At 69.6% G+C, this 16,394-nt stretch carries 14 protein-coding genes; 7 read left to right on the forward strand and 7 right to left on the reverse strand.

The genetic code is table 11. The annotated features are described in order from the left end of the window. Window positions 1–129 precede the first annotated feature (129 nt). The 3 genes from glcF to AC07FN_RS12075 are packed head-to-tail and all read right to left on the reverse strand — an operon-like array spanning window position 130 to window position 4,189. Entirely contained in the window at window positions 130–1,449 is a 1,320-nt protein-coding gene (gene glcF, locus AC07FN_RS12065; protein ID WP_478395645.1) for a glycolate oxidase subunit GlcF, read from the reverse strand. Further along, window positions 1,449–2,705, reverse strand: a complete 1,257-nt coding sequence (locus tag AC07FN_RS12070) for an FAD-binding oxidoreductase (protein ID WP_478395646.1) — start codon at window positions 2,703–2,705, stop codon at window positions 1,449–1,451. The genes glcF and AC07FN_RS12070 overlap by 1 nt, the downstream gene beginning before the upstream one ends. Then, a complete protein-coding gene (locus AC07FN_RS12075; protein ID WP_478395647.1) occupies window positions 2,705–4,189 on the reverse strand; it encodes an FAD-linked oxidase C-terminal domain-containing protein in 1,485 nt (494 codons plus the stop codon). Before AC07FN_RS12075 ends, AC07FN_RS12070 begins: the two co-directional genes overlap by 1 nt. A gap of 426 nt (window positions 4,190–4,615) precedes the next feature. Between AC07FN_RS12075 and AC07FN_RS12080 the strand changes: the two genes are divergently transcribed. From AC07FN_RS12080 to AC07FN_RS12095, 4 genes are read left to right on the forward strand one after another with little or no spacing between them, the layout of a single operon-like run. After that, on the forward strand, window positions 4,616–4,942 hold the full coding sequence (locus AC07FN_RS12080) for a hypothetical protein (protein WP_452616649.1): 327 nt from the start codon (window positions 4,616–4,618) through the stop codon (window positions 4,940–4,942). Beyond that, entirely contained in the window at window positions 4,939–6,108 is a 1,170-nt protein-coding gene (locus AC07FN_RS12085) for a WXG100 family type VII secretion target (protein ID WP_478395648.1), read from the forward strand. The genes AC07FN_RS12080 and AC07FN_RS12085 overlap by 4 nt, the downstream gene beginning before the upstream one ends. Before the next feature lie 22 nt (window positions 6,109–6,130). Beyond that, entirely contained in the window at window positions 6,131–6,892 is a 762-nt protein-coding gene (locus tag AC07FN_RS12090) for a hypothetical protein (RefSeq protein WP_478395649.1), read from the forward strand. After that, window positions 6,886–7,470, forward strand: a complete 585-nt coding sequence (locus AC07FN_RS12095; protein WP_478395650.1) for a hypothetical protein — start codon at window positions 6,886–6,888, stop codon at window positions 7,468–7,470. Before AC07FN_RS12090 ends, AC07FN_RS12095 begins: the two co-directional genes overlap by 7 nt. A gap of 214 nt (window positions 7,471–7,684) precedes the next feature. On the opposite strand, the gene AC07FN_RS12100 is transcribed toward AC07FN_RS12095, so the two are convergent. The 4 genes from AC07FN_RS12100 to AC07FN_RS12115 all read right to left on the reverse strand — a co-directional run bounded on the left by AC07FN_RS12100 (window position 7,685) and on the right by AC07FN_RS12115 (window position 12,275). Then, window positions 7,685–8,527: an oxygenase MpaB family protein gene (locus AC07FN_RS12100; RefSeq protein ID WP_478395651.1), complete on the reverse strand. Its 843-nt coding sequence runs from the start codon at window positions 8,525–8,527 to the stop codon at window positions 7,685–7,687. Window positions 8,528–8,534: 7 nt separating this feature from the next. Then, window positions 8,535–9,698 (reverse strand): alkaline phosphatase family protein, encoded by a 1,164-nt coding sequence (locus AC07FN_RS12105; RefSeq protein WP_478395652.1) that lies wholly within the window; start codon window positions 9,696–9,698, stop codon window positions 8,535–8,537. 40 nt (window positions 9,699–9,738) lie between these two features. Further along, window positions 9,739–10,881, reverse strand: a complete 1,143-nt coding sequence (locus AC07FN_RS12110) for an acyl-CoA dehydrogenase family protein (protein WP_478395653.1) — start codon at window positions 10,879–10,881, stop codon at window positions 9,739–9,741. 260 nt (window positions 10,882–11,141) lie between these two features. After that, window positions 11,142–12,275 carry a CaiB/BaiF CoA transferase family protein gene (locus AC07FN_RS12115; protein ID WP_478395654.1) on the reverse strand — a complete coding sequence of 378 codons (1,134 nt, stop codon included), beginning with the start codon at window positions 12,273–12,275 and terminating at the stop codon, window positions 11,142–11,144. A 259-nt stretch (window positions 12,276–12,534) separates the two neighbouring features. Here AC07FN_RS12115 and AC07FN_RS12120 point away from each other — a divergent pair, with 259 nt between their 5' ends. The 3 genes from AC07FN_RS12120 (at window position 12,535) to AC07FN_RS12130 (ending at window position 15,993) form a co-directional block, all read left to right on the forward strand. Further along, the gene (locus AC07FN_RS12120; RefSeq protein ID WP_478395655.1) at window positions 12,535–13,236 is read left to right on the forward strand and encodes a flavin reductase family protein; all 702 of its coding nucleotides are present in this window, start codon (window positions 12,535–12,537) and stop codon (window positions 13,234–13,236) included. A gap of 209 nt (window positions 13,237–13,445) precedes the next feature. Next, a complete protein-coding gene (locus AC07FN_RS12125; protein ID WP_452616658.1) occupies window positions 13,446–14,162 on the forward strand; it encodes a MerR family transcriptional regulator in 717 nt (238 codons plus the stop codon). A gap of 121 nt (window positions 14,163–14,283) precedes the next feature. Beyond that, complete coding sequence (locus AC07FN_RS12130) at window positions 14,284–15,993, forward strand: AMP-dependent synthetase/ligase (protein WP_478395656.1); 1,710 nt, start codon at window positions 14,284–14,286, stop codon at window positions 15,991–15,993. Window positions 15,994–16,394: the final 401 nt, after the last annotated feature.

The raw sequence follows: 16,394 nt of genomic DNA on the forward strand, positions 1-16,394 counted from the left end.
CCTCACACAGAAAAGAAAGGGGGTTTTCCCTCTCCCACACCGGATGTGCTTGTTTTCTTCCCCTTTTTGTGGGGAAGAAGTTTCTAGGGGTCCCCCCCCCCGCCCCCCCCCCCCCCCGGTAGTGCCGTTTCAGCCGCGCAGCAGCGTTTCGACGCCCTGGCCGCGGATGGATGCGTCGAGCACCTGCACGGTGTGCGCCATCGCCAGGCGCTCACCGCGACGCTCGAGCGCCGTGCGGATCTGCATCGAGCACCCCGGGTTCGCCGTCACCAGCAGCTTCGCGCCGGTGGCGAGGACGTTCTCGGCCTTGCGGTCACCCAGTTCGCGCGCAGCCTCCGGCTGGAGCAGGTTGTAGACGCCTGCGGAACCGCAGCACAGTTCGCCCCGGTTGATCTCCTTGAGCTCCAGCCCGGGAATCGCGCGCAGGAGTTCACGAGGCTGCGACCGGATGCCCTGGCCGTGCGCCAGGTGGCAGGCATCGTGGTAGGCGATCTGCACCGGCAGCGGGTGGCGCTCGGCGACCGGGCCCAGCTCGGCGAGCAGTTCGGAGATGTCGCGCACCCGCGCGGAGAAGCGTTCCGCGCGCTCGGCGTATTCCGGGTCGTCCTGCAGCAGTCGCGGGTATTCCTTCAGCGTGGAGCCGCAGCCGGCCGAGTTGATGACGACGTAGTCCACGCCGGATTCTTCGAAGGTGTCCAGCAGTTGGCGGGCGAACTTCACCGCTTCGGGTTCGCGCCCGGAGTGCTCGCTGAGCGCCCCGCAGCAGCCCTGCGCCGGCGGGATGACGACATCGCAGCCTTCTGCGGAGAGGATGCGCGCCGTTGCCGCGTTGACGTCGGGGAAGAACGCGCTCTGCACGCAGCCGGTGATCATGCCGACGGTCGCGCGTCGCTTGCCGCGCGCCGGGATCCGGTTTCCCAGCTTCGGCGCGCGACTGATCGGCGGCGCCAGGGACTCCATCACCTGCAGCCCGTCCGGCAGCTTCGCCAGCAGCCCGGACCGCTTGAGCAGGTTGCCGATGCCGAGCCGCTGGTACAGCGCGAGCGGTCCGCGCATCGCCTTGAGGCGGCGCGGGTACGGGAACAGCGTGAAGATCGCCGTGCGCAGGAGCCGCTCCCAGCGTCCGCGCTGGTGGTTTCGTTCGACCTGGGCCCGCGTCTCGGTGATGAGCGTGCCGTACTGCACCCCGGACGGGCAGGCGGTCACGCAGGCCATGCAGCCGAGGCATGCGTCGAAGTGACCGGCCATCGTGTCGGTCATGGGCTCGCCTTCGAGCCCTTCCTTCATCAGGTAGATGCGCCCGCGCGGCGAGTCCATCTCCTCGCCCCACAGGTCGTAGGTGGGGCAGGTGGGCAGGCAGAATCCGCAGTGGACGCAGTCGTCGACGAGCTCGCGCTGCGGCGGGTGCAGCGCGTCGAAGGCGCCCGGGCGGGCCGGGGTCTCGGTCATCAGATTCCTCCCACGAACCGGCCGGGGGCGAGCCGGTGTTCCGGATCGAACTGGTCCTTGGTGCGACGCATCAGCGCCAGCAGCCCGGGCGGGATCGGCCCCCACGGGTCGATCGCGGCGTCCTGCGGCGCGCGGAGCAGTACCGCGTAGTCGCAGCTGGCGCGCAGCGCTTTGACGAGCTCGGCGACGGCGGCGGCGTCCGCGTCGCCGGGCAGCCCGGCGTTCAGCACCCCGAGTCCGGCGGCGCCGCGGATCGCCAGCGGCAGGCCGTTCGCCGCGGCGGCGTCTTGCGCGGTGTTGAGCAGTCGGGGCAGCGCGGTCGGCTCCGCGCCGAAGCGCAGGCCGATCCCGTCGTCCGGGTCGAACCGGTAATGCCCCCACCACGAAGGGGCCTGCGCCAGCACTTCCGCGCCGTGCCCGATGGCGGCGGCCAGCTCGACCGCGCGGTCGTGCGTGGCGGTGGGCCTGCCTTCGAGCTGCGCGCAGACCGTGATCGGCCCGCCGGGTTCGGCCCGGTCGAGTTCGATCGCGGTGGGCATCGCCTGGGAGTGCCGGACGATGTCGGCGGCGGCCGCGGCGCTTTCCGGGTCGTCGACGGTGGCCGTGATCCAGCGGTGCTCGGCGGCGACCGGGTGCAGCCGGAACACGGCTTCGGTGATCACCCCGAGCGTGCCGAAGGAGCCGGTGTAGAGCTTGCCGAGGTCGTAGCCCGCGACGTTCTTCACGACCTTGCCGCCCGCCGTGGTCACCGTGCCGTCGGCCCGCACGACCGTGATGCCGATCAGCAGGTCGCGCACCCCGCCGAAGAGGTGCCGGGACGGCCCTGCGGTTCCGGTCGCGATGATGCCGCCCAGCGTCGCCGTCGGCAGCGGCTGGTCGATCGCCAACTGCTGCCCGGCGGCGCGGGCTGCGCTGTTGACCTCGGCGATCGGCGTTCCGGCCAGGGCGTGCACCACGAGGTCGCCCGCGGCGTGATCGACGATGCCGCTCGCGGCCGACACGTCGAGCAGCAGGTCCACGGCATCCGGCGCGCAGCCCCAGGCGAGCTTGCTGCCCGATCCCCTGGGCACCACCCGCAGGCCGTGCTCGGCGGCGATCTTCATCGCCACCGACGCCCGCTCCGTTCCGTCCACAGTGGCCACCCAGTGCGGGCGGACGCCGGACACGGCGTCCGCCTCCGTCGCTTCCCGCACGCATTCGGCGCCCAGCGCGGCCACCAGTGCTCCGTGCGCGGCGTCCTTGGTCGCAGTGGGCATCAGAACTGGTCCGCCAATCCCGCTTCGGTCAGTGGGTGCACGCCGCGCCGGGGCCCTGGCACTTCGCCGCAGAGCCTCGGCGTCGGGAAGACCTTGCCCGGGTTGCAGATTCCGACCGGGTCGAAGGCGCAGCGCACACGTTGCATGGTGTCCAGGTCGTCGGCGGTGAACATCCGGCCCATGTACTTGACCTTGTCCGCGCCGACCCCGTGCTCGCCGGTGATGGAGCCGCCGTGCTCGATGCACAGGTCGAGGATCGCGCCGGAGACCGCTTCGGCGCGCTCGTTCGCGCCTGGCTCGGCATCGTCGAAGAGCACCAGCGGGTGCAGGTTCCCGTCTCCGGCGTGGAAGACGTTGGCGACCCGCACGCCCGATTCGGCGGACAGCCTGGCGATCCGGCCGAGCACCTCGGGCAGCGCGGTCCGCGGGATGACCCCGTCCTGCACGATGTAGTCGGGGCTGATGCGGCCCACCGCGGCGAACGCGGACTTGCGGCCCTTCCAGATCATCGCGCGTTCGTGGTCGTCGGCGGCGACCCGGATTTCGAACGCGCCGTGCGCCTCGCAGTGCCGCTTCACCTCGGTGAAGGTGTGCTCGACCTCGGCCGCGGGGCCGTCGAGTTCGACGACCAGCACCGCACCGGCGCCTTCCGGGTAGCCGCACTGCACGGCCTGTTCGGCGGCTTCGATGGCCAGCGCGTCCATCATCTCGATCGCCGCCGGGGTGACGCCGTCGGCGATGATCGCCGACACCGCCGCGCCCGCCTCGTCGGTGGACGGGAACCCTGCCAGCAGGGTCTGCACCGCCTCGGGTTTGCGCAGCAGCCGCACGGTGATCTTGGTGACCACGCCGAGCGTGCCTTCGCTGCCGATGAAGGCGCCCAGCAGGTCGTAGCCCGGGGTTTCCCGCGCGTTGCCGCCGAGTTCGACGATGTCGCCGTCCGGGGTGACGACCTCGAGGGCGAGGATGTGGTTGGTGGTGAAGCCGTACTTCAGGCAGTGCGCGCCGCCGGAGTTCTCCGCGACGTTGCCGCCCACCGAGCAGACCTGCTGGCTGGACGGGTCCGGCGCGAAGTAGTAGCCCTGCGCGGCGACGGCCTTGGTGACATCGAGGTTGATCACGCCCGGTTCGACGACGGCCCGCTCGTTGGCCAGGTCGATCTCCAGGATCCGCCGCATCTTCGAGGTCACCACGAGCACGCCGGAAGCGTGCGGGAGCGCCCCGCCCGACAGTCCGGTGCCGGAACCTCGGGCGACGAACGGGACCTGGTGCTCGGCGCAGATCCGGACGATCTCCTGGACCTGCTCGGCGGTTTCCGGCAGCACCACCACGGCCGGCACGACCCGGTAGCTCGCCAGCCCGTCGCATTCGTAGGTGCGCAGCCGCTGCGGGTCGGTGATCACCGCGTTGGGCGGCAGTGCCGCGTGGAACCGCTGCACGACCTGGTCGAGCGCCGGCTCGATCGCGGTGCTGGTCGACTGCATGCTCAGCCTCCCGGTTACTTCCGTTTTACGGAATGACCCTTCCGGTCATCGGGAACTCTAGTTGTACAACATAGATACAAGAGGTGGACAAGATGTTCCGCCGCCGCGCACAGCATCAGGATCGCGCTCGGCTCCCGCCGTGACCAGAGCAAGGGAACCTTCCTGTCACTTCCACCGCAAACCGAGCCGCCGCCGGGCGGGAAATGACAGGAAGGTTCCCATCCTCACGCCCTTCGGGCCGCCGGGTGACAGGAAAGTTCCCATGCTCGCACCGCCGCGATTGCCGTGGTCCGGAGGCGAGCACCGCGGTCAACGGGACGAAAGCGGAAGACGTCTCAAAACGAGCGGAACCGAATACTTCTCATCAACGTCAAACGCGACGTAGGGTCGACAACCAGTCAAATCACGCTGAGGGGAAGTGCCGCAGTGGGTGGCAATCTGCAGATGACGCCCGGGACGCTGACCGAGCACGGCTCCGGCTGCGAGAGCCTCGCCGACAAGTTCGGGCAGCTCTCCCAGCTTCTGGAGCAGGCGCGCACCGACGACCAGTGCTTCGGCCCGATCGGCAACGCCGTCGGCATCAGCGACAAGTACTTCGAAACCCTGCAGGGCTGCCAGGAGATGGCGCAGAAGGCCCAGCAGTTCCTCACCGAGACCAAGCAGGCCCTCGAAGACACCATCAAGGACTACGACGAGACCGAGCAGCAGATCATCGAGATGCTGAACAAGGCCGGAGAGGGGCTCGCAGGATGACCGGCCCGGGAACTTTCACCGAGCTCAACCAGGGCGACTCCACCCGCAAGAACTGGGCCGAGCAGACCCTGACCCGCGGCTCCTCCATCGCCGGCGCCACCTCCGACCTGAAGGACGCGGCGGCCAACACCAACGGCGGCAGCCTCGCCGACGGCTCCGCCGCGCCCGAATGGACCTCCGCGGTCATCTCGGCGCGCCAGGAGCAGATGGACCTGCTGTCCAATCCCGGCGCGGCGCTGCTGGACAACGGCCTTGGGTTCCTGGTGTCGATCGTGATGACGCCGCTGATCGAGATCGCCGAGCAGGCCATCGGCGACCCCGAGCAGATGCGTGCCACTGGCAAGGGCTGGGACGAGGTCGCGAAGTGGCTCGACTCGGTCGCCGAGCAGGAGCCCCAGCGCGCTGAGGCGACCGCCGGGACGTGGGTCGGCCAGGACGGCGACGCCTTCCGCAAGCAGATGACCGAGTTCGGCGACGGGACCAAGGCCCTGGCGCAGGACGTCCGCGGGCTGAAGGAAACCCTGGACGGCATCGCGGACATGTTCGACATGTTCGTCGAGATGGTCATCAACATCCTCACCGAGCTGATCATCAGCCTGATCGTCCAGTGGCTCGCCGCGCTCGCCGCGTCGTGGATCACCGCAGGCGCGTCGGTGGGCGCGGCCGGCGCGACCACCACCGCGTCGGTCGGCATCACCGGTGGCCGGATCGCCACGCAGGTCGCCAAGATCCAGGCCCAGCTCTACAAGTGGCTGAAGAGGCTGGAAGAGCTGCTCAACAAGATCCGCGAATCCGGCAAGCTCGGCAGGCTGCTCACCCGGGGAATCTCCAAGGGCAAGATCGAGCAGGTGAAGGACCCCAACACCGGCGAGGTGCTGCGCGAGTTCGCCACGTCGAAGACCAGCAACGTCTTCATGAAGGGCCAGGGCCTGCACAAGACCGGAGAGGAAGCGCTGGCCGCGAACCTCGCGGGCAAGGTCATCGGCGGTGCGCTCGGCGGCGAGACGTCGCTGGTCGGCGCTGGTATTAGTGGTGTGACGGAGACCCTCGAAGGACAGGCCGTCAAGGAGATCCCCAAGGCCATGTACGACGAGGCCAACCAGCGGATCAGCGGACAGCTCTCCCCGGAGGAGAGCAAGGCCGCGCAGGAGAAGGGATTCTCGTGACCCCGTGGGAGCGGCGAGCTGAATGACCCTGGAACACCTGATCCTGAGCGCACGCTCGTCGTGGTGCCGGCCGGGGGAGCCGATTTCATGGGCCTTCCCCGACCCGTACCACGTCCCGCTGTTCGAAGTGGGCGGGCTCGACGAGCACGGCAAGAAGCGGCGCGGCATCCTCACCCGCGCCGCGTTCCAGGTGGGCGCAGTGCCGTTCCGCGTCAACTCGCTGTTCACCGGCGGCGACGAGCCGTCCGACGAACGCAACCTACCGACAGCGGTGGTTTCGGCCCGGAGCGTGTCGGAGACCGCCGTGCGGATGACCGGTGCGCAAGGCGAGGCCGCCCCGGGAGAACTCCCCGGGATCCTCGTGGCCACCCCTGACCGGTTGGCGCTGCTGGAGCTGCCAGAATTCCCGGAAGGCTCGCAGGACTGGTTCGACAAGGGCATGGAGACGATCAAGAAGGCCACCGGCCCCGTCTACCGGCTCGCCGACGACTTCGCGGGCACCATGGGCAGCACGGTCAACAACAAGGGCCGGTACTTCGACCATGGCGGGCAGACCCAGGTGCCGCAGGTGATCGAGCGCGCGAGCGTCGGCACCGACCAGATCAGCGGCTACGAGATCGTGCAACGCCGATTCGGCGGTCTCGGGCGCGAACGGGAAGACAGGGCGGCGGCGTACCTGCGGATCACGTTCGCCGACGGCTCGCGGCTCGATCTCCAGGTGCCCGCGAAAGCCCAACCGGACCGGGTGCTCGGTCTGGTCAACACCAGGAGCGGCAGTTGGTAGCCACCCCGAAAGACGTCGCGAAGGTCGCCGAACACGGCTGGCTCCGGCAGGGCGAGGCGTTCCACCGCATCTTCCACCGCGCCCCCGGGTTCCTGGCGTCCACGGTGGCCGGTCGAAACGCCGTGCCGCACGCACCGGCCAACCCCGTGCCGAAGTGCAAGCAGGAAGTGTCGGAGACGTACCTGAAGCCGGCCGACCTCACCGTGCGCGGGGACTACCTCGGCGACGAGTGGGTGCACGACGCGGGAATCCGCGGCTGGGCCACCGCGTCCGACAGCGGCCAACTCGCGATCCAGAGCGCCGACGTGCTGACCGCGGGCAACGGGTACGCCTGGTTGGTCGCCACCAACCAGCGCATGGCCGTGGTCATCCCGGCCCGGTTCGTCGACCTGCCCGCCTCCCGAACCCCGCCCCCCGCGCCGCTGCCGGGGCTGGAAACGTCTTTGATCACGTGGTGGGAACAGCCGCCGAACGCAGTGCGCGGTATCCGCGACGTGCTGCTGGGGCGGACGTTCGTCGGAGCGCCGTTCGCCTCCATCGACTTCGCCGACGGCTCCAACCTCCTGCTCCGGCAGTGACCCCTCGCCGCAGGCGTCGCGAATGACAGGAAGGTTCCCGTGCTGCGGCCCCACTCGGGCCGTGGTGACAGGAAGGTTCCCGTGCTTCACACCGTCGGCAATGGCAGGAAGGTTCCCATGCTGCGCCGCTATGCGGGCGGAGTGACAGGAAGGTTCCCGTGCTGCGGCCCCACTCGGGCCGTGGTGATAGGAAAGTTCCCATGCTTTCGCCGGGTCACAGCTGGGCGAGGGTTTTGATCGACGGCATGGCCGTCTTGCCCAGGCGGTCCACCGCGCGTTGGACGTGATCGCCCGGGTAGCGGAAGCGCAGTTGGTCCGGCACCGCCAGGCCGGTCGTCCTGAACCCGCACAGTCCGGCCGCGACCACCGGCGCCGGGTACGCCGGGCGGCCGTGCAGCTTCCTCGCCCACCCCGGCAGCACCGAGTACGCGAGGTGTCCGAGGGGTAGGTAGCCGAGGTTCACCGGCAGCAGCCACCACGGCGCGAACGGCCGGTGCAGGAAGTCGTAGACCAGGTCGGAGTCGGCCGTCCGCTGCAGTTCGGGCCGGATCTGCTCGAAGTACTCCGCCATCGCGCGGGTCGAGCCGGGCACCTCCGCCGGGTCGAGCCCGACGAGGGCGGCCGCCCGGCGCTGTTCATCGAAGTACCGGTCGAGTTGCGCCTCGGTGAGCGGGAATCCGGCGCGCCGCACGACACCGGCGAACGATGCCACCTCGGCGCAATGCACCCAGCGCAGCAGGTCCGGGTCGTCCAAGCGGATCTCGGCGCCGGTTCTCCGATCGGTCGCGCTGAGCATGCGGTGCACCCGGCGGACCCGTTCGCCCGCGGATTCGGCTTCGGCCGTCGTGCCGTAGGTCGTCGTGGCGACGAAGTTCCCGGTGCGCATCAGGCGTCCCAGCGGGTCTTCCCGGAATCGGGAGTTCTGCACGACGGCCGCCACCGCACGCGGGTGCAACGCCTGCAGGTAGAGGCTGCAGATCCCGGCTATCCACATCGCCGGGTCGGCGTGCAGCTGCCAGGTCACGGTCTGCGGCCCGAACAACCCCTCGTCGCGCATCCGTCCGTCACCCGCCCAACATCAGCACCGGAACCAGTTGTTCGGCCGAGGTGAGCGAGCCGTGGTGACCTCGCAGCGCGGACTCCCCCGGCTCGACCACCGACCGGATCACCCCGGAATCACGCATGATCGCCAGCACGTCGCCGATGCGCGGTCGCACCGAATCGGCGACCACCGGGCCGAACCAGCCCTCGGCGATCGCCTGCTCGCCGGTGAGCACCATGCCGCGATCGCCGATCGTCTCCCGCCAGGCGGCGTGCACATCGGCCAGCGCACCGGGTTCGACGTAGATGTGGCGGGCGCGGACCTCGCCGCCGAGGAGGCGGACACCGGCTCGCAATGCCGGGTCGGTATCGGCGTCGACCGCCTCGCCGGGGTCGATCTCGACCATGCCGTGATCGGCGATCACGGTCAGCACCGCGTCGCGCGGGAGGCGTTCGGCCAGCATCGCCACCAGGCGATCGATGACCGTCAGCTGCAGGCGCCACGGCAACGAGCCGGGGCCGTGGACGTGCCCGAGGAAGTCGAGGTGACCGTGGTAGCCGTAGCACAGCGCCGGGCCGTCGGCTCCCAGCGCGGCGAGCAGTTCGGCGGCGAGATCGCCCAGGGCGTGCAGGCCCCGGAAATCCGCGCCGCGAAACGCGGCCCTGGTCAGCCCGGTGTTCGCGAACTCCGCGGGCACGACGGTCCGGACGTCGACGCCAGCTGCGGCCGCCCGTTCCAGCACCGTCGGCGTCGGTTGGGCCTGTTCCGGCGGCCACTGGTCGAGCAGGCTCCGACGGCCTCCGGCGGAATCGCCCGTCGTGCCGTGGGTCCCCCAGCTCAGCGGGTGCAGCAGGCCGCCCGAGGGCTCGGCGAAGCTGTAGCCGACGAGGCCATGCTCGCCCGCGCACCGGCCGGTGCCCAGCGAGGTGATGCTGGTGACCGTCGTCGTCGGGAAACCGGCCTTCAGCGGCGGCGACGTCAGCAGGCCGGCCATGAACGGCGCGTCTTCCGCGTGCTCGCGCAGCAGGTCCCGGCCGAGCCCGTCGATCAGCAACACGCCCGCGGTGCGGCAGGCCGGGAACCCGATGGTGTCGGAGAACCCGGCCACGTCCATCGCACCGAGCAGCGATGGGAGGACGTCGGGCAGTGCTCGCCCGTCGTCGTCGGGAGCGACGATCCAGTCCATGGCGCCCTGCCTCTCTCGTGGGCGCGTGCGCCCACGACCGTCAGAATCCCATCGACCGCCCGATGACTTCCTTCATGATCTCGGTGGTGCCGCCGTAGATCGTCTGGATCCGGGAATCCAGGTACGCCTTGGCGATCGGGTATTCCGTCATGTACCCGTAGCCGCCGTGCAGTTGCAGGCAGCGGTCCACGACCCGCTTGTTCAGCTCGCTGAGCCACCACTTGGCCATCGAGGCGTGCTCGTTGTCCAGTTCACCGCGAACGTGGTCCATGACGCAACGATCCGTGAACACCCGGCCGATCTCGACCTCGGTGGCCATCTCCGCCAGCTCGAACCGGATGTGCTGGAACTTGCCGATCGGACGGCCGAACGCCGTGCGGTCGCGGCAGTAGTCCTTGGTGATGGCCAGGACCTTCTCGGCGGTGGCGGCCGAAGCGACCGCGATCGACAGCCGCTCCTGCGGCAGGTTCTGCATCAGGTAGATGAAGCCCTGCCCTTCCTCGCCGAGCAGGTTGCGCGCCGGTACCCGCACGTCGTTGAAGAACAGCTCCGCGGTGTCCTGCGACTTCTGGCCGATCTTGTCGAGGTTGCGGCCGCGTTCGAAGCCGGGCATGCCGCGCTCCACGACCAGCAGGCTGATGCCCTCGTACCCGGCGTCCGGGTCGGTGCGGGCCACCACAATCACCAGGTCGGCGAGGATGCCGTTGCTGATGAACGTCTTCTGCCCGTTGAGGACGAAGTTATCGCCGTCGCGCACCGCGGTGGTGCGGATGCCCTGCAGGTCGCTGCCCGCACCCGGCTCCGTCATGGCGATGGCGGTGATGAGCTCGCCGCTGCAGAACCCGGGCAGCCAGCGCTGCTTCTGCTCGTCGGTGGCCAGCCTGATCAGGTACGGCGCGATGATGTCGTTGTGCAGCGGCGAGCCGAAGCCGGAGATGCCCGCGCCGACGAGTTCCTCGTCGAACACCACGTTGAACCGGAAGTCGTCGACGCCACCGCCGCCGTACTGCTCGTCGACGGCGAAGCCGAGCAGCCCCTGCGCTCCGGCGGCCAACCACGACTCGCGGCTGACGACCCCGGCGGCCTCCCACTCCTCGACGTGCGGCACGAGCTCCTTGTTGACGAAGGTGCGCACCGTCTCGCGGAACGCCTCGTGTTCGGGCTCGAACAACTCCCTGCGCATCGGCCACGCCTCCTTTCGATGTTCACGCCGGGCGTGTGTGGAAGGGAACTTTCCTGTCACCACGACCCTGGCGGGACGACAGCATGGGAACTTTCCTGTCACCACAGCCCCAGCCGGACGGGAGGATGGGAACCTTCCTGTCACCGACCGGCGGGGGCGGGTCGCGGTTTCGGGCCCGGGCGCCGGTTGCCGGCGGGTGCGAGGATGGGAACCTTTCTGCCATCCCCCGCCCACGCGGCGACCGGTCGCGGCGGCGCCGCTCATCGGTCCCTCGAACCGAACGCACCGGATTCGAGCAGTTCCGGCGGGACCTTCCAGTCCCGCAGCACCTCCTCCGTGTTCGCGCCCGCCTCGGCGACCGGTCCGGGCGGCGGGTTCGGGGTTCGGCTGAAGCGCGGTGCCGGTGCCGGCTGCAAGACACCGTCGCGTCGCACCAGGGTTTCCCGGGCCGCGACGTGGGGGTGGGTTTCGGCTTCTGCCATGGACAGCACCGGCGCGACGCACGCGTCGGAGCCGGCGAACAGTTCGGCCCACTCCTGCCTGGTGCGCTGCCGGAAGGTTGCGGCGAGCCGTTCGCGCAGCGCCGGCCAGTTCGCGGGGTCGTCGCGGTCGGGCACCTCGCCCGCCAGCCCCAGCCGGTCCAGCAGTTCGGCGTAGAACTGCGGCTCCAGCGCGCCGACCGAGACGTATTCGCCGTCGGAGGTTTCGTAGACGTCGTAGTAGGGCGCACCGGTGTCCAGCAGGTTGGTGCCGCGGTCGGTCTTCCAGCCGCCGGTCGACAGGAAGCTGAACAGCATGGTGCCCAGGTGCGCGGCACCGTCCACAATGGCCGCGTCGACGACCTGTCCGCGGCCGCTGGTGCGCGCTTCGAGCAGCGCCGCCAGCACACCGACCGCCAGGTACATCGCGCCGCCGCCGAAGTCGCCGAGCAGGTTCGCGGGAACCTGCGGCGGCCCGCCTTCGCGGCCGATGGCGTGCAGCATGCCGCCGAGGGAGATGTAGTCGATGTCGTGCCCTGCGGTCGACGCCAGCGGCCCGTGCTGGCCCCAGCCGGTCATCCGCCCGTAGACCAGCTTCGGGTTGACCGCCCAGCACTGCTCCGGCCCCACACCCAGGCGTTCGGTGACCCCGGGGCGCAGTCCTTCCAGCAGCACGTCCGCCCGCTCGGCCAGCGCCAGCACCGCCTCCGCGCCGCGTTCGTGCTTGAGGTCCACCTGCACCGATCGCTTGCCGCGGTTGAGCAGGTCGGTCTTGCCTCCGGCGGCAGTGGGCCGGTCCACTCTCACCACGTCGGCACCGAGATCGGCCAGCAGCATCGCGCAGAACGGGGCCGGCCCGATACCGGCGAGTTCGACGACTTTGATCCCTGCCAGCGGCCCGCCTGTTCCCGTCACGCCACACCTCTCCGCAGCCTGTGTCACGCACCACAAGTATCGCGACGCAATTAGTGTTACACCGTTGGTGTTACAGCGGTCAAGGCCTTGACCTGCCCCGAAAGCCCTGCGTTCGGGGCAGGTCCGGCAGACGTGCATCACAGCACACGGAACATGCACTCGGCTCCCACGCAGCGCTCGCAGTGGTGCCGTCGGCGCTCGGAACGAGACGTCCGTTTGCCGCCAGCCCGGTGCACCTCCCGCCGCAAGGATGGATCGCATGACGGCAACAACCTCGACGCATACCCGGATCGAACCCGGCATCCTCTACTTCGGGACACCGGTAGTGCTGATCTCCACGCTGAACGAAGACGGCTCCGCCAACCTCGCCCCGATGTCATCGGCCTTCTGGCTCGGCTGGCGAGGCATGCTCGGGATGAGCGCCCACTCGAAGACCATGCAGAACATGCGGCGGACCGGCGAATGCGTCCTGAACCTGCCGTCCGATTCGCTCGCGCACGTCGTCGATCGGCTGGCGATGACCACGGGTTCGAATCCGGTTCCGCCCTACAAGCACGAGGCGGGCTACCGGTTCGAGTCCGACAAGTTCGGCCGCGCGGAACTCACGCCGGTCGCCTCCGAAACGGTGTCGCCGCCACGCGCCGCCGAGTGCCCGGTGGCGATGGAAGCCGTCGTCGAGGCAGAGCACCCGGTGGCCGAGGACGACGAGGCGCAGCGCGGCGGGATCATGGTCCTCGAGGTGCGCATCCAGCGCGTGCACGTGCACGAGCAGATCCGCATGGAGGGCACCAGCGACCGCATCGACCCGGACGCGTGGCGACCGCTGATCATGAGCTTCCAGAAGTTCTACGGGCTCGGACCGCAGGTGCACCCGTCCAGGCTCGCGCAGATCCAGGAAGGGTTCTACCGCGGCCCGGACATCGAACGAGGACGAGAGGCCCCGACGCTGCGGGTCGGCTAGGCCCCGAGCGCCCCGGCTCGGACCGCTGGCGGCCCGTGCATGCGGATGGCCTGTTCTCGCGCCTGCGAGAACAGGCCATCCGCATGACGATCGACCAAGCCGCTGGAGCGGACAGCAGTAGTCCGACCTGCTTGAACCCGGACAGCCGGGATCACAGTGCCGATGAGACACCGTTGGTGTTACAGCGGTCAAGGAGTAACGTTGCGGCCATGCTCCGAACTGCGGACGAAGAGCTCACCATCGACGAACTGGCCGCCCGCGCCGGAGTCACCGTGCGCACCGTCCGGTTCTACTCCTCTCGCGGCCTGCTGCCGCCGCCGCGACTGCGCGGCCGGCTCGGCCTCTACGGCGGCGACCACCTGGCCCGACTCGACCTGATCCGCGAACTGCAGGCACTCGGCTTCACGCTATCGGCGATCGAGCGCCATCTGGAGCGCATCCCGGCCGATGCCTCGCCGGACGAGCTCGCGCTGCAGCGCGCGCTGATCGCGCCGTGGACGGACGATCACGCCGAGGACCTGGAGCGCCACGAGCTCGATCGCCGCGCCGGCCGGCATCTCGACGACCGGCTGGTCGAGCAGCTCATCGAACTCGGAATGCTGCAGCGGATTCCGGATTCGACGCGGCTCCGGCTGCCCAGCTCGGCGATGCTGGGCGTCGGCCTGCAGATCCTGGACCTCGACCTGCCGCTGGAAATGCTGTTGCAGGCCAAGGGAATCGTGGAGCAGCACACCGCGCAGATCGCGACCGAGCTGCGCGAACTGTTCGCCGCGAACGTGCTCCGCCCCTACGTCGAGCGCGGCCGACCGGAAGATGAGCGCGAGCGGGTCCGCGCGGCGACCGACCAGTTGCGGCCGCTGACCATCCAGGTCCTGGTCAACGGGTTCCAGCGCGCCGTCAACGACGTGATCCGCGACCACGTCTGAATTGACCGGATCGGGCGGCCGATTCCGGCTTTCGGCGCTGGCCAACAACACCTCCCATGAGGTTTCATCTCGTCGTGACGCGTGCCACACCCGAGCATGCGCGGAGGGGAGACCGGATGCGATGAGCGCTTCGGAAGCCTGGGCCACGGCCGCGTCGGAGACGACCATCCCGCAGCTGTTCTCGCGCAACGCCGCGGAGTTCCCGCAGCACCCTGCGCTCACCGACAACGGGCGCGAGCCGCGCGCCTGGACCTGGGCCGAAGCGCGCCACGAGGTCCACGAGCTGGCCGCCGGGCTTACGGCATTGGGCTTGCAATCAGGCCAAACGATGCTGATCATGATGGCGAACCGCCCCGAGCACTGGCTGATCGATGTCGCGGCGACGCACATCGGCGCGGTGCCGAGCACCCTCTACCCCACGCTCAGCCAGGACCAGGTGCATTACATCGCCCAGCACAGCAGGGCCCGGGTCGTCGTGCTCGACGGCGCCGACCAGTTGCGACGCTGGTCCAAAGTGCTGCGCAACGTGTCCACCATCGAGCACGTCGTGGTGCTGGACGAGGCGGCGATGGTGTCCGCGGATCACCGGTTCCGCACCTGGGAGCGCTTGCGGGTGCTCGGCAAACAGCGCTTGCGCGACGATCCGGACCTGGTGCAGCGGACGGCGGCGGCGATCGCGCCGAACCACCCGGCCGCGATCCTCTACACCTCCGGTACCACCGGCGAGCAGAAGGGCGTGGTGCTCACGCACCGGAACATCTGCTTCGCGGCCGCAGCGCTGCACCAGATCACGCGGCCCGAGCAGCACGCGCCGCGTCTGTGCTACCTGCCGCTGGCGCACATCGCGGAGCGGATGGTCGGGCTCTACGCCGCGATCCACGACGCCGCGCACGTGCACTTCTGCGCCGATCAAGGCCGGATCCTGGCTGCGCTGACCCACGCACGACCTGCGCTCTTCTTCGGCGTTCCCCGGATTTGGGAGAAGCTCGCCGCAGCGATTCAGAAGATCCCGGCCGAACAGCACGCCAACCAGCAGGCGCTGCGCGCCCGCATCGGGTTGGACCGCGCCCTGTGGCCGTCCAGCGGCGCTGCCCCGATCGACACCGGCCTGCTGGAGTTCTTCAGCACGATCGGCTTGGACATCTTCGAGCTCTGGGGCATGACCGAAACCACCGGCTGCGTCACCACCAACTCCGCCGGTGCGCGCCGCCCCGGCACCGTGGGCCGCGCCGTGCCCGGCGTGGAGATCCGCACCGCGCCCGACGGCGAGGTGCTGGTGCGCGGCCCGTTGGTGTGCGCGGGATATCTGCAGCCCGACGGAGTGATCCGGCCGGCCGCCGACGCCGACGGCTGGCTGCGCACCGGCGACGTCGGCGTGTTGGACGCCGATGGTTTCCTCACGATCACCGGCCGGAAGAAAGAGCTGATCATCTCGGCAGGCGGCAAGAACATCGCGCCCACGGCGGTGGAGAACGCGCTCACGGCGCATCCGCTGATCGGGCACGCGCTGGCGTTCGGGGATGGCCGCCCGTACCTCGTCGCGCTCCTGGTGCTCGACGAGGACACCGCGCCGAAGTGGGCGCGCGAGCGCGGCATCGCCTTCCGGGACCGCGCCGACCTCGCCGCGCATCCCGCGGTCCGGTCCGAAGTGGAGGCCGCGGTGCGGGCCGCGAACGAACGGCTGAACCGGCCCGAACAGATCAAGCGCTACCGGATCCTCGGCCAGCAGTGGGGCGTCGAAGGCGGCGAGCTGACGCCGACGCTGAAGCTCAAGCGCCGGGTGATCCACGACAAGTACGCCGACATCATCGACCAGCTCTACGGCGACTGACCCGACAGCGCAAGCATGGGAACTTTCCTGTCACCGCGGTCCCGGCGGTGCGAGCACGGGAACCTTCCTGCCACTTCCAGCCTGGCCACTTGGCAGAAAGGTTCCCATCCTGTCGCCCGACAGCAAGGGAACCTTTCTGTCACCACGGTTCATGACGGCCGCGAGGATGGGAACCTTCCTGTCATTTCAGGGACCCGACGACGTGAGGATGGGAACCTTCCTGTCACCCGGCCCTGCTGCTTGGCAGCATGGGAACCTTCCTGTCACCGAGGCCCGTGGCGATCTGGGACGGGAGGTTCCGTCACCGTGACGACAAGCTCGGGTTCAGGCACATCCGGCGCCTGTCTTGACGCCGCCGGGCGACTGGTTCCGGTGGCACCAGCCGTCCCGTCGGCGGCCGG

Source organism: Saccharopolyspora sp. NPDC045941 (assembly GCF_056431445.1).

Bases quoted from the DNA above. Each gene is read 5' to 3' on its own strand.
- glcF (WP_478395645.1), bottom strand. From the start codon at position 1,449: ATGACCGAGACCCCGGCCCGCCCGGGCGCCTTCGACGCGCTGCACCCG.
- AC07FN_RS12070 (WP_478395646.1), bottom strand. From the start codon at position 2,705: ATGCCCACTGCGACCAAGGACGCCGCGCACGGAGCACTGGTGGCCGCG.
- AC07FN_RS12075 (WP_478395647.1), bottom strand. From the start codon at position 4,189: ATGCAGTCGACCAGCACCGCGATCGAGCCGGCGCTCGACCAGGTCGTG.
- AC07FN_RS12085 (WP_478395648.1), top strand. From the start codon at position 4,939: ATGACCGGCCCGGGAACTTTCACCGAGCTCAACCAGGGCGACTCCACC.
- AC07FN_RS12090 (WP_478395649.1), top strand. From the start codon at position 6,131: ATGACCCTGGAACACCTGATCCTGAGCGCACGCTCGTCGTGGTGCCGG.
- AC07FN_RS12100 (WP_478395651.1), bottom strand. From the start codon at position 8,527: ATGCGCGACGAGGGGTTGTTCGGGCCGCAGACCGTGACCTGGCAGCTG.
- AC07FN_RS12105 (WP_478395652.1), bottom strand. From the start codon at position 9,698: ATGGACTGGATCGTCGCTCCCGACGACGACGGGCGAGCACTGCCCGAC.
- AC07FN_RS12110 (WP_478395653.1), bottom strand. From the start codon at position 10,881: ATGCGCAGGGAGTTGTTCGAGCCCGAACACGAGGCGTTCCGCGAGACG.
- AC07FN_RS12120 (WP_478395655.1), top strand. From the start codon at position 12,535: ATGACGGCAACAACCTCGACGCATACCCGGATCGAACCCGGCATCCTC.
- AC07FN_RS12125 (WP_452616658.1), top strand. From the start codon at position 13,446: ATGCTCCGAACTGCGGACGAAGAGCTCACCATCGACGAACTGGCCGCC.
- AC07FN_RS12130 (WP_478395656.1), top strand. From the start codon at position 14,284: ATGAGCGCTTCGGAAGCCTGGGCCACGGCCGCGTCGGAGACGACCATC.